Consider the following 18198-nt stretch of genomic DNA (forward strand, 5'->3'; position numbering starts at 1 on the left):
TGCGCCGGAGTAAAGACGCCGAGGCCAATGACGTCAATGCTCGAGCCGCATCACATGTCGGCGAGAACCGGCCATGCCGGCCTCGTGGAAGCCGCGCGAAGCGAACATGTCGCGAAAGCCCATGAAGCGGTAGCTCGGCGACGCTTCACCCACCGGATAGGCCTCTATGATACGCGCCCCCTTGGCGAAGGCATGGTCGATGGCCGCATCGAGCAATGCCGAAGCAAGGCCGCCGCCGCGCAAAGCCCTTGGCACGTAGAAGCAGACGATCGACCATACGCCCATCTCGCTATCATCCTGCTGTTTCGAAAGCTTGCGATAGGCCTCGCGCGGCGCAACCGAGCACCAGCCAACGGTCTTGCCGTCAATATGGGCGAGGATGCCAACCGGGGTGCCGGCATCGATGAGCGCCATCATCTGACGCTTCTTTTCATCGTTCTGGATGTGCTCGCGGCCGGAGTGCCGCCAGGCCATGCACCAGCAGTATTTTGGCGCACCCGGCTGCTCGAACAGGGTCTCAAAGCTGCCGCGTGTTGCCGGCGTCACCTCGGTGAAGCGGATATTGGTGAGGTCAAGTTTTTCTGGTGGCGAGGCGTTCGAGCGTTTTGGCATCCGACAATTCCTTCACTGCATCCTTGCCGATCCAGCGCGCGGTCTTGTCCGGGGAGCCGGCGAGCTTCCGCGCCAGGACAAGGGCAGGGCCGTGCAGGCTGGTCGAGCGCTTGCCGATCTGCCGCAGCGCCCAGTTGACCGCTTTCCTGACGAAGTTGCGCTCATCGTCGGCATGCGCTTCGATCAGAGGCAGATAGGACAGGAACGTCGCGTCCGGTTCCTTTTTCAGATGCACGGCCGCCCAGGCCAGCATGGCAAAGGCCGTGCGGCGGACAAATTCGCGCTCGTCGGCCGCGAACTCATCGATCAGCTGATGCCAGAACGGCGTATCGACGAACAGGTCGGAGACGGTATCGACGACTTCCCAGGAATCGAAATCGCCGGCCCACCGGCGGCACTCGTCGATAGAGATTTTTTTGGCCTCGCCGGTGAACGCCGCCAGCAGCCGTGCTTCGCGAATGCCGCTGGCCCACAGCGCCAGGGATCGCTCGTGATTGCGTTTCAGCTTGCGCGCCAGGGGCTGCAAATCCGTATTGCCGACGCCGAGCGCGGTCGCGGTGTTGATGCCGAACCGCGCCATGCCGGCGCGGTTTTCTTCGGTGCCGATCGAGCGCAGGTGCGCGACGATGTCCTGCGCCGTCCAGTCAGGAGCGGGCAGGGACATGGTCGCCTACTTCTCCAGGCGTGCCAGCAGCGAGGACGTGTCCCAGCGCTTGCCGCCCATGGCCTGCACATCCTTGTAGAACTGATCGACAAGTGCTGTCACCGGCAGCTTGGCGCCGTTGCGGTCGGCTTCAGCCAGGCAGATGCCGAGGTCCTTGCGCATCCAGTCGACGGCGAAGCCGAAATCATACTTGCCGGCATTCATGGTCTTGTGCCGGTTCTCCATCTGCCAGGAACCGGCCGCGCCCTTGGAAATCACCTCGATCACCTTCTCGATGTCGAGCCCGGCCCTCTTGCCGAAATGGATGCCTTCCGACAGCCCCTGCACCAGTCCGGCGATGCAGATCTGGTTGATCATCTTGGTCAGCTGGCCAGCGCCCGCCGACCCCATCAGCCCGACCATGCGGGCATAAGCGTCGATGACCGGCCTGGCCCTGTCGAAGGCAGCCTGGTCGCCGCCGACCATGACGGTCAGGACGCCGTTCTCGGCGCCGGCCTGGCCGCCCGAGACCGGTGCGTCGAGGAATGAGAACCCGCCGGCTTGCGCGGCTTGCGCCAATTCGCGCGCGACTTCCGCCGAGGCCGTGGTGTTGTCGATGAAGACTGAACCTTTCTTCATTGATTTGAAGGCGCCGTCCGGGCCTGTCGTTACCGAGCGCAGATCGTCGTCATTGCCGACGCAGGAAAAGACAAAGTCCTTGTCCTTGGCTGCCTCTGCCGGCGTCACCGCCAGGCTGCCGCCATGCTGACCGACCCATTGCTCGGCCTTGGCCTTGGTGCGGTTGTAGACGGTGACGTCGTGGCCGCCCTTGTTCCTGAGGTGTGCGGCCATGGGGTAACCCATCACGCCAAGACCGAGAAATGCCACAGATGCCATGAACTTGCCCTTCAGACGAAAACGAAATTGCTGCGAAAGCTCTAGGCTCTGCGCTCAATTCGTCAAGACGCCTGTAGTGCGATCGACTGGCACAGCCGAGAACGGCTCAGCGTTTCAGGTGGATGGTGATCCGGCGCTCGATCCATTCGATCGCATGGCGCAGCAACTCAACCATCACGAGGTATACCAGGGCGACCCAGATGTAGGCCTGGATGTCGAAGGAATTGGCGAAGGCGAGTTTTGCATTGCCCATCAGGTCGTAGACGGTGATGATGGCGACGATCGCCGAAGCCTTGACCATCAGGATCAGCTCATTGCCGTAGGGCCGCAAGGCGACGATCAGGGCTTGCGGCAGGATGATCTTGCGCAGCGTCTGCAGTTTGTGCAGGCCGAGGGAGGCAGCGCCTTCCCATTGGCCCTTGTGCACACTTTCGATGGCGCCGCGCAGGATCTCGGCCTGGTAGGCGGCGGTGTTCAGCGCAAAGGCGAAGACGCCGCAGTTGAAGGCGTCCTTGAAAAAATCCCAAAGCCCGATCATCTGGAGCTGCGGTCGAAATGACCCCAAGCCGTAATAGACCAGAAATGTCTGGACCAGCAGCGGCGTGCCCCGGAAGAAATAGACGTAGCAATAGGCAAGGCCGGACAGGATCCGGTTCCGGGACATACGTCCGTAAGCCACAGGCAAGGACAGAACGGCGCCAAGCACCATCGAAATGGCGACCAGCGACAGGGTGACGCCAAGTCCTCGCAGATAGGCCGGCGCATATTTGGCGAAGAACGGTGCGTTCCAGGCAAAGAAGAGGTAGGCGACGATACCGAGGCCGAAGGCTATCCAAAAGCAGACCAGCGCGTAGCCGACGATGCGCCCTCGCGGCCAGCCGCGGGCCCGCGGTGGCGGCCGTTCGACCAGGATGGCTGTCGCGCTCATCGTTGTGCCTCCCGTTTGCCGAGCGAGCGCAAAATGGCGCTGGTGGCGAAGGATGACACGATGGCCAGAGCAAGAAAGACCAGAGCCGCCACGCCATAAAACAGGAAGGAATGCTTGGTCACGCGAGCGGCCACGCCGGCGTTGCGCAACGTCTCTGCAAGACCCACGACCGACACCAGCGAGGTGTCCTTCAACAGGCTGAGCCAGCAATTCTCCAGACCGGGAAATGCAATGCGTAGCAGCTGCGGCAAGATCACCAGGCGCATTGTCTGCGCGTAGGAAAGACCGATGGCATAACCACCCTCATACTGGCCTTTCGGGATGGCCCGGAAGGCCGAGAGGAAAACCTCGCTGGCATAGGACGAAAAGATCAGCGCGAGCACGATCATCCCGGCAACGAAGCTGTTGACGTCGATGGTCGCGTCGGGGCGGAAATAGCGGATGAGGTGCTGCAGCAGAATCGGCATGCCGAAGAAGAACAGGAAGAGCGTCACCAATTCCGGCAAGCCACGAAACACCGTGGTGTAGATATTGGCTGCGAGGCGCAGCGAGGGCTCTTCGGATTGCTTGCCGAGCGCGATGAAAAAGCCAATCGTCAGACCGATGGGAAGCGTCGCCAGCGCAAGCAGAACCGTTACAATGACGCCATAGGCAATATCGTCACTCCAGCCATCAGGTCCCCAACTGAGAAGTGTCCATATGCTTTGGGCTGGCATTGACGGATCTTATCTCCACGGCATTTCCGAGACGATTAGAAAGACGGCGGGGAATTGCCCCGCCGTCTTGATCTTGTCTATCAGGACTCGGCGCCGTAGACGTCGAACTTGAAGTACTTGTCGTTGATTTCCTTGTATTTTCCATTGGCACGGATGGCGTCGATGGCCTCATTGAGCTTGTTGACCAGGTCTGTCTCGCCCTTGCGCACGGCAATGCCGGCGCCCGGCCCGAAGATCTCGACCGGCTGCGGCGAGGGCTGGCCGAGAATCTTGCAGCAGGCGCCATCAGGCGAGTCCAGCCACTGCTGCAGCACGACGATATCGTCCTGGATGGCGTCGAGACGGCCATTGGCGAGATCTGCCTGCTCCTCGGGGCTGCTCGGATAACCCTTCACGGTGCTGTCAGTGTAGGTCTTGGAGGCATAGTTGAAATGGGTGGTCGTCGTGGCGACACCGATGGTCTTGCCGGCGAGATCTTCCTTGGTGACGCCCTTCAGCGTCGAGTCTTTCGGGACGGCGAGCGCCGAGGGCGTGTTGTAGTATTTGTGGGTGAAGTCGACCTTCTCCTTGCGCTCAGGTGTGATCGACATCGAGGCAACGATGGCGTCGAACTTGCCGGCCTGAAGCGCGGGGATGATGCCGTCCCAATCCTGGGCGACAAAGGTGCACTTGACCTTCATCTGGTCGCAAAGCGCCTGAGCGATATCGATGTCGAAGCCGACGAGCTTGCCGTCGGAGGTGAGGTTGTTGAAAGGGGGGTAGGCGCCTTCGGTGCCGATCCGCAGGGTCTTCTCCTGGGCCTGGGCGACGCCGAGCGTCAGCAGCGCGGCCGAAGCGGCGAGCGCGATACGCAGTGCAATACGCATGATAGTCCTCTCTTTATGGTCCCGGCCGTCGTTCCGAAACGGCTCTGTGGGGCGGTGCTTTTGACCGCCCGCTGGCGCGATACTCCCACTCTTTCCAAGAAAAAAGCAACTGCAAAACCACCGAAATCGGTAATGGGGTTCTGCCGTTAGGTTAGTTCTCAAGCAACGAGGCCGGTGGTGCGCTCGATGAAGTCGACGATGGATTTTACGTCGTCGAGGTCGAATACCGGCAGGCTCTTGTCGGTGACGTCGAAATCCGCGGCAATGGCGACAATATTGGGATCGTCAGCCGATAGCGGCGTCCGCTCCTTCGCCTCCAGGCGCCGCGTTTCGATCTTGCGGTGGGATTCGCGCTTGTAGCCTTCCACCAGCACGATGTCGCATGGGGCGAGCCGCGAGAGGATGCTCTCCAGCGGCGGCTCATCCTCGCCGCGCAATTCGTGCATCAGCGCCCAGCGATTGCCGGACACGATCGCCACCTCGGTGGCGCCAGCCTGGCGATGGCGGAAACTGTCGGCGCCCGGCTTGTCGATGTCGAAATCATGATGTGCATGTTTGACCGTCGAGACCTTCCAGCCGCGCCGCACAAGCTCGGCGACCAGCTTTTCGGTCAGTGTGGTCTTGCCGGAGTTTTTCCAACCGGTGATGCCGAAGATGTTCATGATGTCATGCTCTGCATCAGCCGCACGGCCTCGGCAAGATCGTCCGGCACATTGATGTTGAAGAAAGGATCGAGCCCCGCGGGTTGCAGGACCGGGAATTCCACCTCGACATGACCATGGCGCTCGATGAACGCCGAAACCCGCCTGTTGTCCCCATCGACCAGGAAATGCCGCAAGGCATCGCGGCAATCGATTGGCCAGAGCGCGAAGGTCGGGTGCCGTCTGCCGGCCGAGGAGGCGACGGCGATCGAACCTGGATGTTCGCCGGCTGCCGCCGCCAGGCGCTCGACGAGATCAAGCGGCAGGAAAGGCGTGTCGCCGGCAGCGGTGACGACCGCCTTGCAAGATGTGCTGGCCGCGGCCCATTCGAGGCCGGTGAGGATTCCGGCAAGCGGGCCGGCAAAGCCTTCGATCGTGTCGGCGAGCACAGGCAGCCCGAAACGGGAGAAGCGTTGGGGATCGCCATTGGCGCTCAGCGCCAGGGTTTCGATCTGCGGGCCGAAGCGTGACAGGAGCTGGTCAAGCACGCTGCCGCTGCCGAGCGGCAACAGGCTCTTGTCGCCGCCGCCCATCCGCCGCGACTGGCCACCGGCCAGGACGATCCCTGCAATATCTCGCTCCATGCATCGAGCCTGTACGCCAGCCGCCGGAAATCACAAGACCCGGCTAGATTCCATCCGGCGCCATGGCCGGCCCGGTGGTTTCGGCGACGATCCTGCGCCGGCCGACCACCCGCTCGCGATAAAGCGCGTAGAGACCCGAGCCGACGACGATTGTCGCGCCGACGATCATCGGCATGTCCGGTATGTCGCCGAATACGATCAGGCCAAGCAGGATGGACCAGAGGAGCGCCGTGTAGCGGAAGGGCGCGATGAAGGAGATCTCGCCCGAGCGCATCGCCATGATGATGGACTGGTAGCCGATGACCACGAGCACCGCCGCCAGCGCCAAGAGCGCCGTGCTCTTGCCGCTCATCGGCGTCCAGCCACCCATCGGCGACAACAGCACCGCGCCGACGAGGGTCATTGCCAGCGCGGTCGCGGTCGAGACCAGCATCGTCGGTGTGGTTTGGGGGATGCGCTTGGTGGCGAGATCGCGCACGGTGCAGCAGGCAACGCTGGCCAATGCCCAAAGGGAATAGACGGTGAAGCCGTCGAAGCCCGGCCGCACGATGACCATCACGCCGGCAAAACCGGCGGCGATCGCCAGCCAGCGCCGCCAGCCGACCGCTTCGCCGAAAAACAACGCGGCGCCCATCGTCACCGCCAACGGCAGCGCCTGAAGAACGGCCGAGACACTGCCGATCGGCAAATGGGCAAGCGCTACGAGGAATGACACGGTGGCGCCCGCTTCGCTTACGACACGGATCGCCACCAGCGGCTGCAGCATCAGGCGCGGCCGCAACAGCGCGCCGCGTTGCCAGGCCAGCAGGCCAACGAAGAGCGAGGCAAAGGCCCCCCTGATCAGCATGACCTGCGCCATATTCATCGATTGCGAAGAGTATTTGGTGATGGCGTCGTTGAGCGTGAAGCCAACCATCGCCACCATCATGAACAACGCGCCGCGAAGATTTGGGGAAAGAGGCAAGACATCTACCGGTTGCTTGGTCAGCAAGCCTGTAACAGTCCACCGCGAAACAGCAATGGCAAAGGGCTGGGCCAGGACCGGCGCATTCGTCATCGCCGGCGTGAAATCACGTCCCGGATTCGGCGCGAATCCAGCCGGGAGGCTACGGCCGCGATCTATTTCTTCGGCGTCAGTATCTCGGTGCCGTTGCCTTCCTTGCCGGCGATGGTCCACAGGCCATGCAGCGAGCCGTCATCCTCGACCTTGTAGACGACGAGGCCGATATCCTTGCCCATGACATAGCCGGCGGAGAACGCGTCGTCGTTGCGCATGCAGATGCCGTCGGAAGATGAGCCACCCGTCTCCCAGTGGATCGTGCAGGTGGTGCCGCTGGTCAGCGTGATGGTGGCTTCGCCACCATAGGCCGAGCCATCGAAGTTGGTGCCGGCGACGGTGTAGGTGCCGCCGATCGACTGTGCGGCCGCGGGCAGGGCCGTGAAGCCAAGCAATGCAAGAGAAAGAATGAGTTTGCGCATGACGTATCCCCCTATCAGCGAAGAGCCGCTTCGGACAAAAGGCTAGGCCGGAACAGGCTGGCCGTAAATCCGGCGGCGGTTCACGAACAAGACTTTTTCTGGGGTGTGATCCGAAACACTCACTGTCCCTTGAGAGTGCCGGCAATGGCGCCGACCAGCGGATCGTATTTCGATTTGAGCGACGGCGGGTAGTCGATCCAGACCGTGTGGATGACGCCATCCCTGCCGAACAGGCGCCGCTCATAAAATATCTTCCCATCTTTCATGCCCGACAGCACCGCCCAGTTCTTGCCGGTCTTGCTGTAGGTGACGGAATAGCCAGGTTCCTTGCTTGCCCTTTCATCAGCAACAAAGCCTTTCGGGGTGTCGTCGTCGACATTGAGGATGCCGGAGCAGGTCAGGCTGGCGCCGTCCGCGCTCAGCCAAACCTGTCCGTCGCCATTTTCGGGCTCGGGCTGACGATCGGTGAATATCTCATCTGGGAAGGTGCAAACGGTGCCGAAGCGCGCATTCACATAGGTGGAAGGCGCGGCGATTGCACTGCTTGCCGCAATCATCACGAAAGCTGCTATTGTTGAAAAAAGCCGCAGCATGAACCGCCCCAAAGCCGATGACTGGAAAGCAATCCTTGCACAGAATCGGCCTGGAGGTCAGCCGCCGGTGACGCTCATATGCCGGGATACCGAGGGACGGCTGGTGCGGCGGTCGATGATGAAATCATGGCCCTTCGGCTTGCGGCCGATGGCCTCGTCGATCGCGTCGGCGACAAGTTCGTTGCCTTCGGAGGCGCGCAAGGGTGCGCGAAGGTCGGCGGCATCTTCCTGGCCGAGGCACATATAGAGCGTGCCGGTGCAGGTCAGCCTGACGCGGTTGCAGCTTTCGCAGAAATTATGCGTCATCGGCGTGATGAAGCCGAGCTTTCCGCCGGTTTCGGCGACGTCGACATAGCGGGCAGGGCCGCCGGTCTTGAAGGGGATGTCGGTCAGCGTGAACTGGCGTTCAAGCGACGCGCGCAGCAGCGACAGCGGCAGATACTGGTCGGTGCGGTCGGCGTCGATCTCGCCCATCGGCATGGTCTCGATGACGGTCAGGTCCATGCCGCGGCCATGCGCCCAGCGCATCATGTCGGGCAGGTCGCCATCGTTGAAATCCTTCAGCGCCACCGCGTTGAGCTTGACCTTCAACCCGGCCGCCTGAGCGGCGTCGATGCCATCCATGACCTTGCCGAGATGGCCCCAGCGGGTGATCTGGTGGAACTTGTCGGCGTCGAGCGTGTCGAGCGAGACGTTGATGCGCTTGACGCCGCAATCGGCGAGCTCGGCGGCGAAGCGCGACAGCTGCGAGCCGTTGGTCGTGAGCGTCAGTTCTTCCAGCGCGCCGCTATCGAGGTGGCGCGACAGCTGGCGCACCAGATGCATGATGTTTTTGCGCACCAGCGGCTCGCCGCCGGTGAGGCGCAGCCTCTTGACACCCTTTTCGATGAAGACGGTGCAGAGCCGGTCCAGCTCTTCCAGCGACAACAGGTCCTTCTTCGGCAGGAAGGTCATGTCCTCGGCCATGCAATAGGTGCAACGGAAATCGCAGCGGTCGGTAACCGACACTCTGAGATAGCTGATCGTGCGACCGAAGGGGTCGATCATGTTCATGTTCGAGCGTTTCCGTGGCCGTTACCGGCGTCGTTATATATGGCTATGTGATACGATCCAGCCCACCATTCAAGATACAACTTCTCGATCTTTGGTAACATCCCGGAGCCGACACGGTGTGTCGGTCGGCCTATCAGGACTTTTCCCGTTGCGCGAAGCGGCGTAGGGAAGGGCAATCGATACGGGATGAAACAGCATGACCGCGCCAAAAGAACTCAGGGTCTCCAAGGACCGCAAGCTGCTGTCGGTGACCTTTCCCAATCACCAGCCGTTCGAATTGCCGGCGGAGCTGTTGCGCGTCGCCTCGCCATCGGCCGAGGTGCAGGGGCACTCGCCTGACCAGCGTGTGACGGTTCCCGGCAAGCGCAATGTGGCGATCCTGAAGATCGAGCCGGTCGGCAACTATGCGGTGCGCATCACTTTCGATGATTTCCACGACACCGGCATCTTCACCTGGAACTACCTGCATACGCTCGGCCATGAGAAGGATGAGCGCTGGAATGCCTATCTGGTGGAACTGGCGGAAAAAGGCTTGAGCCGCGATCGCTAGTCTGGCGTCGTAAGGGCGTCACACATCTGGAGTAGCGCCGGCAAAGGTTCGGAGACGAAGAAGATGCCGCTCATCACCACGGTCGAACAGCTCGAAGCGCTCTACGGGGTTCCCGGCGAAGCTTCGCTGGTCAAGGAACTCGACCACGTCATTCCCGAATATGCCGCCTTCATCGAGGCTTCGCCCTTTGTCGCGCTGGCCACCAGCGGGCCGGAGGGACTGGACTGTTCGCCGCGCGGCGATCTCGCCGGCTTCGTACGCATCGTCGACCCGAAAACGCTGATGATGCCGGACCGGCGCGGCAACAACCGCGCCGATTCGCTGCGCAACATCATCCGGGATCCGCGCGTCGGGCTGCTGTTCCTGGTGCCGGGCTCGGGCACGACGCTGCGCATCAACGGCCGCGCGCACATCACCACGGACGCCGAATTTTGCGCGTCCTTCATGGTCGACGGCAAAGTGGCGCGTTCGGTAACCGTCATCGACATCGATTCGGTCTATTTCCAATGCGCCCGCGCCATCGTGCGTTCGGAACTCTGGAATCCGGCCAGGCATATCTATCCGAAATCGCTGCCGACGCCCGGAAAAATCCTGGAAATCACCAGCCGCAAGAACATCGACGGCGAGGCCTATGACAAGGAATGGCCGGAGCGGGCGAAGAAGACCATGTGGTAGGCTGACCTGAATCTCGGCACGCCTTGGGTGCTAGGCCTCCTTCAGCACCTCGTAGATCTTGCGCATCTGTTCGCCGATCATGTCGCACTGCTCCGGCGTCGACTGGCTCATCGCCTTTTCGATCAGCGCCATGTGTACTTTCAGCGCCTGCATCAGCAGCGCCTCGCCGGCTTCGGTCAAGGCGAGCCGCAGGATGCGCTTGTCCTTCTCGTCGCCTTCGCGGCGCAGCAGGCCGCGCGCCTCCAACTGCGGCAGCAGCATGGTGATGTTGGAGCGGCCGACGAGCAGCTTGCGGGCAAGGTCGTGCTGCGACATGCCGGGATGGCGATAGAGGTTCATCAGCACATCGAGCTGCGCCGGCTTGAGGTCCAGCGGCGCGAGTTTCACCGCCAGCGTGCGCTCCAGCACATGGCAGGCGCGCGCCACCGCGACCCAGTTGCGAAAACGCGGGTTGTCCCAGGGGAGCTCTTGTTTATTGTTCATCTTTGAACTATTATGTTCATGCTTGAACGTATGGATGGATTCTCACTATGGCATCAATCGGGCTGAAGGTCATCCGCAGCGTATTTGGGGCGGCCGAGCATATTGCGCCACGCATCACCGGGCGCGCGGCTTTCGAACTGTTCTGCCGCACGCCCAGCGTCAAGGCGCTGACCGACGGCGAGCGGCGCGCCATCGGCCGTGCCGCGGAGTTCATGACCGAGGCGCGCCATCATCGGCTGAAGACGGCAACCGGCTGCGTCATGGTGCACGAATTCCGGCCGGAGCCGGGTAGGGCGGCTGCCGGCACTGTGCTTGTCGTCCATGGCTGGCGTTCGCGCACCGAATATATGCGCGCCTTGATCGAGGGCTGTCGTGCGGCCGGCTATAGGGTCGTTTCACTGGACCTGCCGGGCCATGGCCATTCGCAGGGCCGGCACCTGAACATGGTCAATGCCGTCGAGGCCGTAAGGGTCGCCGGCGAATGGTTCGGCCCGTTTGTCGCGGCGGTGGGGCACTCCTTCGGCGGCGCCGTTACCGCCAATGCCATTGCCGGTTCGGTCAAGAACATTCCACCGCTGGCGGCCGGACGTCTCGTGCTGATCGCAGCACCGAGTTCCCTGCCGGCGATCTTCGCCGACTTCAGCCGCATGCTCAATGTCGGGCCGCGTTCGCAGGTCGCGATGGCGGACCGTGTCCAACATTTGTCCGGCCGGCCGCTGCATGAATTCACCGGCGACCGTCAGCTCGCCCAGGCACCCGTGCCGACCCTGGTCATCCACGCGCCTGACGACCGCGAAGTGCCGGCCGAGCATGCAAAGCGCTACGCCGGCGCAGGCGGCCATGTGCGGCTGCACTGGGCTGACGGGCTCGGCCATCGCCGCATTCTGGCAGACAAGGGCGTTGTCGAACGCGCCGTTGCCTTCGTCGCAGAGCACCGCGAATCTTCCTTGCTGCATTGAAGTCGAGGTAGGCTACTTCTTCTTCTCGCCGGGCTCGACAGGCAGTCCGGCGGCCTTCCAGGCGGTGTAGCCGCCAAGGATGTGCTTGACGGGCACAAGCCCCATATCCTGCGCCGTCTTGGTGGCCAGCGCCGAGCGCCAACCGCCGGCGCAGAAGAAAACAAAGCTCTTGCCCGAGGCGAAGAACGGCTTGTGATAGGGGCTTTCGGGATCGATCCAGAATTCCAGCATGCCGCGTGTGACATGTTTGGCGCCGGGGATCCTGCCATCGCGTTCGACCTCGCGGGGGTCGCGCAAGTCGACGAAGATGGTGCCTTCGTCCTCGAGCAGTCCTGCTGCCTCTTCAGGCGAAACCACCTCGATTTCGGCGTTGGCCTCGTCCAGCAGTTCGCGATACCCCTTTTTCACAGGCCTGTTTCCTCCCAACCGCGCATGTCTGAATTTCCACCACAACGGCCAGCGTTTGTCACGCTCTGTCGGCGCCTGCCAGCGTCCGCCAGGCAGCCATCGCGCCGGTGACCGTCGCCATCAGCGCGGTGCACGAAGCGCCGTCGCGCGCCTGGATCGACATGCCGTGCTGCACCGTGGCGTAGAAGGTCGCCACGGCACCGCAGTCGAAGTCGGCAGGCAATTCACGCTCGGCCACGCCGCGCTCCAGGCGCTTGCGCAGGGCCGTAAGGTTTTCGGCGCGGCGGCGGCGCAAATCCGTGCAGATGGCACCGCTGCTTGAGTCCTCATGCAGCGCGCCAAGCGTGATCAGGCAGCCCTGCGGACGATTGGGCTGCGAATAGGCCCTGGCTGTCTGCCGCAGGAAGTTCTCGATCGCCTGGCATGCCGTCGATGCCTCATCCAAGGCGGCCCAGATCTCGGTTCCTTCGGCTTGCGTGTAATATTCGGTCGCCTCGAGGAACAGCGCCTCCTTGCTGCCGAAGGCGGCATAGAGGCTGGGTGAATTGATACCCATCACCGTCGTCAGCTCGGCGACCGACGTGCCCTCATAGCCCTTGGCCCAAAACAGCTCCATCGCGCGCCGCAGGGCCGCGGTTCGATCGAAGGTGCGAGGACGGCCTCTTTCCGACATGGCGCTCTTTTCTGTGTTGATCGTTACATAAATCAGTTGACGCGGCTGGGCAAGCCTGACAGGTATTTATGTATCAATCACTACATAATGGAGAAGCCTATGTCTTCCAGAAATTTGAACGGCAAAGTGGCGCTCGTCACCGGCGGCAGCCGCGGCATTGGAGCGGCGATCGCGCGAAGGCTCGCGGCCGATGGCGCCGATGTTGCCCTGACCTATGTGCATGGCGAGGAACAGGCCCGCTCGGTTGTCGCCGAGATTGAGGCCAAGGGTGGCCGCGCCGTCGCAATCAAGGCCGACAACCGCGATGCCGAGGCCATCGACAAGGCCGTCGATGACGCCGTAGCGGCATTCGGCCGACTCGATATCCTGGTCAACAGCGCCGGCATCTGGCGCGCGGCGCCCATCGACACGTTATCGTTAGCCGACTTCGACGAGACCATGTCGGTTAATCTGAGAGCCCCGTTCATCGCCTCGAAGGCGGCGGCAAGGCACTTGGGCGAGGGCGGCAGGATCATCTCGATCGGCAGCAATCTCGCCGAACGCGTCACCGACACCAGCCTCGGCGCCTATTCCACCAGCAAGGCGGCGCTGGTCGGCCTGACCAAGGCTCTCGCACGTGACCTCGGTCCGCGCGGCATCACCGCCAATGTCGTCCATCCCGGCTCGACCGACACCGACATGAACCCGGCTGATGGGCCGCATGCCGAACATCAGCGTCAGAAGATGGCGACACCGCGATTCGGCAAGGCCGACGACATCGCCGGCATGGTTGCCTGGCTTGCCGGCCCGGAGGGACGTTTTGTCACCGGCGCCGCATTGACCATCGATGGTGGTGCCAACGCCTGATTTTCATGGATTGCTTGGGCTGGAGCGAAACACCCGCGCTCCAGCCGTCACGATGTTGTGAAACCGTTCTGCAACAGGCTTTCCGAAATTTATGAAAGCTTAACGAAATCGGTATGAATCGGTATAGTCGCGCCTTACATCCGCCATGCGGTGAGCGAGACGGTTTAGCGTGCGGAACGGGAACCGGTTGCGGCCGGAGCGGGTGATCCATGAAATTTCTCGGTAAAAAAGCAACCGCGATGCCGCTTGTGGCGATCGCGGCAACGCTCGCCCTGGGCGCGCCTCAGGCCGGCGCCCAAGGGCTGTTCGACATGCTGTTCGGCGGCGGCGTCAGGCATGAGCCGCAGGGCGAGTTTCCGCCTCCGCCACCAAAGCACAGACCCAAGGCACCGGCCGGCGGCGGTGGTGGCGTAAAGATCAGCGGCCCATCCTACTACACCTACAAGGCCGACAAACTCGTGCGCGTCGACTTCTCGACGCTGTCCGCCGCGCCCCAGCCAGCAACGCCGCAGGACGCCGCGTTCGTTCCATCGGCCACTGGCGCTGCTTTCCACGATGCTATCGCCAGCTTGAGCGACTACGAGCTCTATGCCGAGCCCGACATCGCCAAGGCGCTGATCGCCTATTATTCGGCCAATCCGGACTTCATCTGGGTGAGCGGAACCAGCCTCAACAGCCGAGCCCAGGACGCGGTGCGGGTGCTGGGCGAGGCCGCAAGCTATGGCCTGACGCCCGCCGACTACACGGTCGATGTGCCGGCCACGACTTCGGCCGCAACGGACGACGCGGCCAAGCTCAGGGAACTCGTGCGCTTCGAGATGGCGCTGTCGGCGCGCGTCCTGCGCTACGCCCATGACGCCCAGAACGGCCGTGTCGAACCCAACCGGATGACCGGCTACTATGATTTCCCGGCCAAGCCGCTCGACATGGTCGGCGTGCTGAAGACGCTGGCCCATACGCAGGAAGTGCGCACCTACCTCGAATCGCGGCATCCGCAGAATGCGGAATATCAGGCGCTGCGCGTCGAGCTGGAGGCCCTGCAGGCCAGTGCCGAGAACGAGATCGTCGTCGATCCCAAGCTGTTGCTGAAGCCGGGCGAGACCAGCCCTGAACTGCCGAAGCTGCTGTCGCTGATCGCGCGCAATCTCGATGACGACATGGGCGGCACCTATGGCGAGCTCTTGTCACGGCTGGCGGCCAGCGAAGTCTACGTTCCCGAGCTGGTGCCGCTGATCAAGGCGGTGCAGGTGAAGGAAGGCATGAAGGGCGACGGCGTCATCGGTCCGCGCACTGTCGCCTTGCTGGCCGGCACGTCGAAGGCCGACAAACTGCTCAAGGTGCAGGTGGCGCTGGAGGAACTGCGCTGGCTGCCTTCCGATCTCGGCAGCCCGCGTGTCTTCATCAACCAGCCTGCGTTCACCGCGAGCTACATCGACAATGGCGAGGAGAAGCTGAAGACGCGCGTCGTCGTCGGCCGGGTCACCAACCAGACGGCATTCTTCTACGACCAGATCAAGCAGGTCGACTTTCACCCCTATTGGGGCGTGCCGCAGTCGATCATCGTCAATGAGATGCTGCCCCGGTTGCGCAGCGACCCCGGCTATCTCGACCGGGCCGGCTACGAGGTAACGGATTCGCGCGGCAAGCGCATTCCGTCGTCGGCGGTCAATTGGGGCGCTTACGGCGCGAACATTCCCTACAGCGTGCGCCAGCAGCCGAGCGAGGCCAATGCGCTGGGCGAACTGAAGATCCTGTTCCCCAACAAGCATGCGATCTACATGCACGACACGCCGCAGAAATCGTTCTTCAAGCAGGACATGCGCGCGCTCAGCCATGGCTGTGTGCGCCTGCAGGACCCGCGCGGCATGGCGGCGGCGGTGCTCGGCACCTCGGTCGACTATATCGCCGAGAAGCTGAAGCACGGGCACTCGACCGAGGATGTCACCCGCAAGATTCCGGTCTATGTCGCCTATTTCACCGCATGGCCAGACATGTCCGGCAAGGTCGAGTATTTCAGCGACGTCTACGATCGTGACTCGCGGCTGAAGCAGGCCCTGGATGCGACCGAGGCGGTACGTTCGCCGTCGAGCTGATCATTTAGAACTGCGACAACGGGCGGCGGAAACCTGCCTCCCGCCCGGCGATCAGCCAGTAGATCAATCCGGCGACGAGGCCGGCGGCGGCGATGATGCCGATGTCGGCCCAGCGCTCGGGGTCCATGTCCTCCGTCGGAACCGGCCAGATCAGGAAGAAGCCACCGGCGGCGGCAGCGGCGCCGAAAAACATGTGCATCAGGACATTGCGCAACGAGAAGAGCTCGGCGATCATCGCAAAGATCAGCGTCTGCAACCCGGTCACGACGATCGTCAGGAAATAGACGAACATGCCTAGCGGCGGCACCACCAGGACCGCGATCGGGCTGACGCCCATGATGTCGAAATAGGCCGGCGCGTTTGGCAGGGAACTGAGCGCGGCATAGATCGCAACGACAGCGACCAGACCGACCAGCACGGCAACGAGATAGCCGGCTAACATCATCAATATTCGTTTCAATACATGCTTAGCCGTCGCCATGCCCATCCCCCATGCGGCGCAGTCAACCGCTCCAATCAGCCATCAAAGCCGGCCCGGCGCAAGAGGAGGCGCAAACGGCTCTTCCTGGCCGCTTTCGTCGAACACGAGCCAGAACCACTCAGGCGCCGCCGCACAGATGCTCGGAGTCCGGCAGCGCCCAGCTGCCCTTGGCGACGAGATCGAGGGAGTAATAGACCCGGCCGCGGTCGTCGTCTTTGGGGCAATCCCTGGGAATCGCGATCAGGCACATCTCGACGGGTTCGCCGACCTTCGAAGCGGCAAGGCCCGGCTCGCGATCATAGGAGACGGCCCCGCCGCCATTGGTGAAGGTGGCGGCGCTGCCGGCGTCGGGCGCGGCCGTTTCCAGCGGATCGTCGCCAAGCCGCGTGGTCAGCGTCTTGATGTGCGTGGACGCGCATTGCCCGACCGCGGAGGGCAGGGGCTGATCCTTGTTGCCGGGGTTCTGCGCGGCGGCATCCAGCGCCTTCTTGCCGATCAGCGCGATGTTGTAGTCCTGCACCCATGACGGCGCGTTGCCATAGGTCTGCAAGGCGTTGTTCAGCGCGCTGACGATGCAGGCGGTGTCGCTCTTGCAGGCGTTGCGGTCGGCGATCAGCCCGCGGGCGATCTTGCGCTTGTCGCCGCCGAAGGCCGGCTCGAACCCCTTATAGGCCTTGGCCACCAGCAGATCGATGGCCGACAGCTGCGGATCGGCGCAGATCGCCTTCTCCGCCGGCAGGCTGGCCTTGGCGCAGTCGAAGGATGGCCCGTCGGCCCGCGCCGAAGTTGCCGCAAGCATGCCGCCGGCCAGGATGACGGCAAGCACAAGCACGGTTCGAACGGAAAATCTCATGACTGCCCCCAAGCCAACAGGCTCTGCCCCGCACCTTAGCGTGCATATCACACGCCAAGGATGGACAATTTGCGGCAATTCGATTGGCCATCGAGGCGCGTGGAGAAAACGGGCCGGCCCGTCGAATGGTCTGCCTGCGGCTCTTATTTGGGTTCGGCCGTCACCGGATCATAGGTGATTTCGACCTTTGCCTTGTCCGACGTGTAGTAGGTGACGACATAGGCGTCCTTGTCCCAGTCGACCTCTTTCACGTAGCGAAAGCCGTCGCGCTGCTCGACCTTGGCGAGGATCTCCGACAGCTTCTTGGCGTTTTGTGGGGGGAGCGGATTTTCATCCGCGGCAAAGGCCGGTCCGGCGGCGAGAAGAACGGCAACGCTGGTTGCCACAAGAATTCTGGACATGGTTTTCCCTCAAGTTTCGACGCAAGGAAACTCGCTGGCGTGGTGGTTGGTTCCAGATGGGATGCGGGACCGCTCAGCCCATCTACTTGCGGCAGCGCTGAAGAAAAGAAAAAGTCCGCCAAAAAACCATGATGCGCCGCTTCAATATCCCTAGCCATAAGTTCTGGCGGTTTATTGGGGGCTCTATGCGCACGCGTCACATCGTCATGCTTGCACTGTCAGTGCTTGCCATCCAGGCCGTTTCCATGCCCGTGCAGAAAGCCGGGCGCTCGAACCCGAACGCTACACCGTCTACTGCGCCGACGACCGCATCGAGGTGCCGTTCTGGGATCTCGAACAGATGAAGGTGCGGAACGGCTCCAATGTGTGCCAGTTCCAGAGCTACACGAGCTATAGCAGCGCGTTGAACTTCGCCCAGAAGAATTTTGGCGGGGAAGGGGCGAGTTGTAGTTGTTAGCTGGTCCGGCTTGGAGTGTGATTTCAGGAAGGTAAGTGGTGGGCGATGCAGGGATTGAACCTGCGACCCCACCCGTGTGAAGGGTGTGCTCTCCCGCTGAGCTAATCGCCCGCTCGTTGCCCGAAGGCCAAGCGAGCCGCGATATAAGGGAGGCCGGCCGGTTAAGTCAAGGCGGTGTCTGGCGTTCTCACAGCGATCGGATTCTTCGCTCTTTCGGGCCTGCCGCGACCAGATGGCGGTCGCTGCC

At 62.5% G+C, this 18198-nt stretch carries 23 protein-coding genes and 1 tRNA gene; 5 read left to right on the forward strand and 19 right to left on the reverse strand.

What is annotated here, in order from left to right; genetic code table 11:
• Nucleotides 1-33: 33 nt before the first annotated feature.
• The 12 genes from JN279_RS23020 to moaA all read right to left on the reverse strand — a co-directional run bounded on the left by JN279_RS23020 (nt 34) and on the right by moaA (nt 9072).
• On the reverse strand, nt 34-612 hold the full coding sequence (locus tag JN279_RS23020; protein WP_096446008.1) for a GNAT family N-acetyltransferase: 579 nt from the start codon (nt 610-612) through the stop codon (nt 34-36).
• Nucleotides 572-1276 (reverse strand): DNA alkylation repair protein, encoded by a 705-nt coding sequence (locus JN279_RS23025; protein WP_096446006.1) that lies wholly within the window; start codon nt 1274-1276, stop codon nt 572-574. The genes JN279_RS23020 and JN279_RS23025 overlap by 41 nt, the downstream gene beginning before the upstream one ends.
• Nucleotides 1277-1282: 6 nt before the next feature.
• A complete protein-coding gene (locus JN279_RS23030) occupies nt 1283-2152 on the reverse strand; it encodes an NAD(P)-dependent oxidoreductase (RefSeq protein ID WP_096446004.1) in 870 nt (289 codons plus the stop codon).
• 106 nt (nt 2153-2258) lie between these two features.
• On the reverse strand, nt 2259-3080 hold the full coding sequence (locus tag JN279_RS23035; protein ID WP_096446002.1) for an ABC transporter permease: 822 nt from the start codon (nt 3078-3080) through the stop codon (nt 2259-2261).
• The gene (locus tag JN279_RS23040; RefSeq protein WP_096446000.1) at nt 3077-3796 is read right to left on the reverse strand and encodes an ABC transporter permease; all 720 of its coding nucleotides are present in this window, start codon (nt 3794-3796) and stop codon (nt 3077-3079) included. Before JN279_RS23040 ends, JN279_RS23035 begins: the two co-directional genes overlap by 4 nt.
• Before the next feature lie 80 nt (nt 3797-3876).
• Nucleotides 3877-4662 carry an ABC transporter substrate-binding protein gene (locus JN279_RS23045; protein ID WP_096445998.1) on the reverse strand — a complete coding sequence of 262 codons (786 nt, stop codon included), beginning with the start codon at nt 4660-4662 and terminating at the stop codon, nt 3877-3879.
• Between the two features lie 158 nt (nt 4663-4820).
• Nucleotides 4821-5324, reverse strand: a complete 504-nt coding sequence (gene mobB / locus JN279_RS23050) for a molybdopterin-guanine dinucleotide biosynthesis protein B (RefSeq protein ID WP_202350345.1) — start codon at nt 5322-5324, stop codon at nt 4821-4823.
• On the reverse strand, nt 5321-5947 hold the full coding sequence (gene mobA, locus JN279_RS23055) for a molybdenum cofactor guanylyltransferase MobA (RefSeq protein ID WP_202350346.1): 627 nt from the start codon (nt 5945-5947) through the stop codon (nt 5321-5323). Before mobA ends, mobB begins: the two co-directional genes overlap by 4 nt.
• Before the next feature lie 43 nt (nt 5948-5990).
• On the reverse strand, nt 5991-6911 hold the full coding sequence (locus tag JN279_RS23060; protein WP_202350347.1) for a DMT family transporter: 921 nt from the start codon (nt 6909-6911) through the stop codon (nt 5991-5993).
• Between the two features lie 155 nt (nt 6912-7066).
• Nucleotides 7067-7426 carry a hypothetical protein gene (locus JN279_RS23065; RefSeq protein ID WP_096445990.1) on the reverse strand — a complete coding sequence of 120 codons (360 nt, stop codon included), beginning with the start codon at nt 7424-7426 and terminating at the stop codon, nt 7067-7069.
• A 119-nt stretch (nt 7427-7545) separates the two neighbouring features.
• A complete protein-coding gene (locus JN279_RS23070) occupies nt 7546-7983 on the reverse strand; it encodes a hypothetical protein (protein WP_244734112.1) in 438 nt (145 codons plus the stop codon).
• 93 nt (nt 7984-8076) lie between these two features.
• Nucleotides 8077-9072: a GTP 3',8-cyclase MoaA gene (moaA, locus tag JN279_RS23075; RefSeq protein ID WP_202350349.1), complete on the reverse strand. Its 996-nt coding sequence runs from the start codon at nt 9070-9072 to the stop codon at nt 8077-8079.
• Between the two features lie 196 nt (nt 9073-9268).
• On the opposite strand from moaA, the gene JN279_RS23080 reads away from it, so the two are divergent.
• Together JN279_RS23080 and JN279_RS23085 are read left to right on the forward strand one after the other, a co-directional pair.
• The gene (locus JN279_RS23080) at nt 9269-9622 is read left to right on the forward strand and encodes a gamma-butyrobetaine hydroxylase-like domain-containing protein (protein ID WP_202350350.1); all 354 of its coding nucleotides are present in this window, start codon (nt 9269-9271) and stop codon (nt 9620-9622) included.
• A gap of 63 nt (nt 9623-9685) precedes the next feature.
• Nucleotides 9686-10297 (forward strand): pyridoxamine 5'-phosphate oxidase family protein, encoded by a 612-nt coding sequence (locus JN279_RS23085; RefSeq protein WP_202350351.1) that lies wholly within the window; start codon nt 9686-9688, stop codon nt 10295-10297.
• 30 nt (nt 10298-10327) lie between these two features.
• Here JN279_RS23085 and JN279_RS23090 read toward each other — a convergent pair whose 3' ends face one another.
• Complete coding sequence (locus JN279_RS23090; RefSeq protein ID WP_056587725.1) at nt 10328-10780, reverse strand: MarR family winged helix-turn-helix transcriptional regulator; 453 nt, start codon at nt 10778-10780, stop codon at nt 10328-10330.
• A gap of 47 nt (nt 10781-10827) precedes the next feature.
• On the opposite strand from JN279_RS23090, the gene JN279_RS23095 reads away from it, so the two are divergent.
• Nucleotides 10828-11739: an alpha/beta hydrolase gene (locus JN279_RS23095; protein ID WP_202350352.1), complete on the forward strand. Its 912-nt coding sequence runs from the start codon at nt 10828-10830 to the stop codon at nt 11737-11739.
• A 12-nt stretch (nt 11740-11751) separates the two neighbouring features.
• Here the strand turns inward: JN279_RS23095 and JN279_RS23100 are convergent, their stop codons facing one another.
• Both JN279_RS23100 and JN279_RS23105 read right to left on the reverse strand, forming a co-directional pair.
• Nucleotides 11752-12147 carry a rhodanese-like domain-containing protein gene (locus JN279_RS23100; protein ID WP_032930276.1) on the reverse strand — a complete coding sequence of 132 codons (396 nt, stop codon included), beginning with the start codon at nt 12145-12147 and terminating at the stop codon, nt 11752-11754.
• Nucleotides 12148-12205: 58 nt separating this feature from the next.
• Complete coding sequence (locus JN279_RS23105) at nt 12206-12820, reverse strand: TetR/AcrR family transcriptional regulator (RefSeq protein ID WP_202350353.1); 615 nt, start codon at nt 12818-12820, stop codon at nt 12206-12208.
• Nucleotides 12821-12919: 99 nt separating this feature from the next.
• On the opposite strand from JN279_RS23105, the gene JN279_RS23110 reads away from it, so the two are divergent.
• Complete coding sequence (locus tag JN279_RS23110) at nt 12920-13666, forward strand: 3-oxoacyl-ACP reductase family protein (RefSeq protein ID WP_202350354.1); 747 nt, start codon at nt 12920-12922, stop codon at nt 13664-13666.
• 209 nt (nt 13667-13875) lie between these two features.
• The gene (locus JN279_RS23115; RefSeq protein WP_202350355.1) at nt 13876-15759 is read left to right on the forward strand and encodes a L,D-transpeptidase family protein; all 1884 of its coding nucleotides are present in this window, start codon (nt 13876-13878) and stop codon (nt 15757-15759) included.
• Nucleotides 15760-15763: 4 nt separating this feature from the next.
• Here the strand turns inward: JN279_RS23115 and JN279_RS23120 are convergent, their stop codons facing one another.
• From JN279_RS23120 to JN279_RS23135, 4 genes are all read right to left on the reverse strand, one after another.
• Complete coding sequence (locus JN279_RS23120) at nt 15764-16246, reverse strand: hypothetical protein (RefSeq protein ID WP_202350356.1); 483 nt, start codon at nt 16244-16246, stop codon at nt 15764-15766.
• A gap of 112 nt (nt 16247-16358) precedes the next feature.
• Nucleotides 16359-17093, reverse strand: a complete 735-nt coding sequence (locus tag JN279_RS23125; RefSeq protein WP_202350357.1) for a lysozyme inhibitor LprI family protein — start codon at nt 17091-17093, stop codon at nt 16359-16361.
• A gap of 143 nt (nt 17094-17236) precedes the next feature.
• Nucleotides 17237-17494, reverse strand: coding sequence for a PepSY domain-containing protein (locus JN279_RS23130; RefSeq protein WP_202350358.1), 258 nt, complete (start codon nt 17492-17494; stop codon nt 17237-17239).
• 493 nt (nt 17495-17987) lie between these two features.
• Nucleotides 17988-18062, reverse strand: a tRNA-Val gene (locus JN279_RS23135).
• Nucleotides 18063-18198: the final 136 nt, after the last annotated feature.

This window comes from Mesorhizobium sp. 113-1-2, assembly GCF_016756475.1.
Classification (GTDB): Bacteria; Pseudomonadota; Alphaproteobacteria; order Rhizobiales; family Rhizobiaceae; genus Mesorhizobium; species Mesorhizobium loti_C.

Bases quoted from the DNA above. Each gene is read 5' to 3' on its own strand.
- moaA (WP_202350349.1), bottom strand. From the start codon at position 9,072: ATGAACATGATCGACCCCTTCGGTCGCACGATCAGCTATCTCAGAGTG.
- JN279_RS23080 (WP_202350350.1), top strand. From the start codon at position 9,269: ATGACCGCGCCAAAAGAACTCAGGGTCTCCAAGGACCGCAAGCTGCTG.
- JN279_RS23045 (WP_096445998.1), bottom strand. From the start codon at position 4,662: ATGCGTATTGCACTGCGTATCGCGCTCGCCGCTTCGGCCGCGCTGCTG.
- mobB (WP_202350345.1), bottom strand. From the start codon at position 5,324: ATGAACATCTTCGGCATCACCGGTTGGAAAAACTCCGGCAAGACCACA.
- JN279_RS23105 (WP_202350353.1), bottom strand. From the start codon at position 12,820: ATGTCGGAAAGAGGCCGTCCTCGCACCTTCGATCGAACCGCGGCCCTG.
- JN279_RS23130 (WP_202350358.1), bottom strand. From the start codon at position 17,494: ATGTCCAGAATTCTTGTGGCAACCAGCGTTGCCGTTCTTCTCGCCGCC.
- JN279_RS23125 (WP_202350357.1), bottom strand. From the start codon at position 17,093: ATGAGATTTTCCGTTCGAACCGTGCTTGTGCTTGCCGTCATCCTGGCC.
- JN279_RS23095 (WP_202350352.1), top strand. From the start codon at position 10,828: ATGGCATCAATCGGGCTGAAGGTCATCCGCAGCGTATTTGGGGCGGCC.
- JN279_RS23090 (WP_056587725.1), bottom strand. From the start codon at position 10,780: ATGAACAATAAACAAGAGCTCCCCTGGGACAACCCGCGTTTTCGCAAC.
- JN279_RS23040 (WP_096446000.1), bottom strand. From the start codon at position 3,796: ATGCCAGCCCAAAGCATATGGACACTTCTCAGTTGGGGACCTGATGGC.
- JN279_RS23120 (WP_202350356.1), bottom strand. From the start codon at position 16,246: ATGGGCATGGCGACGGCTAAGCATGTATTGAAACGAATATTGATGATG.
- JN279_RS23065 (WP_096445990.1), bottom strand. From the start codon at position 7,426: ATGCGCAAACTCATTCTTTCTCTTGCATTGCTTGGCTTCACGGCCCTG.
- JN279_RS23030 (WP_096446004.1), bottom strand. From the start codon at position 2,152: ATGGCATCTGTGGCATTTCTCGGTCTTGGCGTGATGGGTTACCCCATG.
- JN279_RS23110 (WP_202350354.1), top strand. From the start codon at position 12,920: ATGTCTTCCAGAAATTTGAACGGCAAAGTGGCGCTCGTCACCGGCGGC.
- JN279_RS23025 (WP_096446006.1), bottom strand. From the start codon at position 1,276: ATGTCCCTGCCCGCTCCTGACTGGACGGCGCAGGACATCGTCGCGCAC.
- JN279_RS23020 (WP_096446008.1), bottom strand. From the start codon at position 612: ATGCCAAAACGCTCGAACGCCTCGCCACCAGAAAAACTTGACCTCACC.
- JN279_RS23035 (WP_096446002.1), bottom strand. From the start codon at position 3,080: ATGAGCGCGACAGCCATCCTGGTCGAACGGCCGCCACCGCGGGCCCGC.
- JN279_RS23085 (WP_202350351.1), top strand. From the start codon at position 9,686: ATGCCGCTCATCACCACGGTCGAACAGCTCGAAGCGCTCTACGGGGTT.
- JN279_RS23115 (WP_202350355.1), top strand. From the start codon at position 13,876: ATGAAATTTCTCGGTAAAAAAGCAACCGCGATGCCGCTTGTGGCGATC.
- mobA (WP_202350346.1), bottom strand. From the start codon at position 5,947: ATGGAGCGAGATATTGCAGGGATCGTCCTGGCCGGTGGCCAGTCGCGG.
- JN279_RS23070 (WP_244734112.1), bottom strand. From the start codon at position 7,983: ATGATTGCGGCAAGCAGTGCAATCGCCGCGCCTTCCACCTATGTGAAT.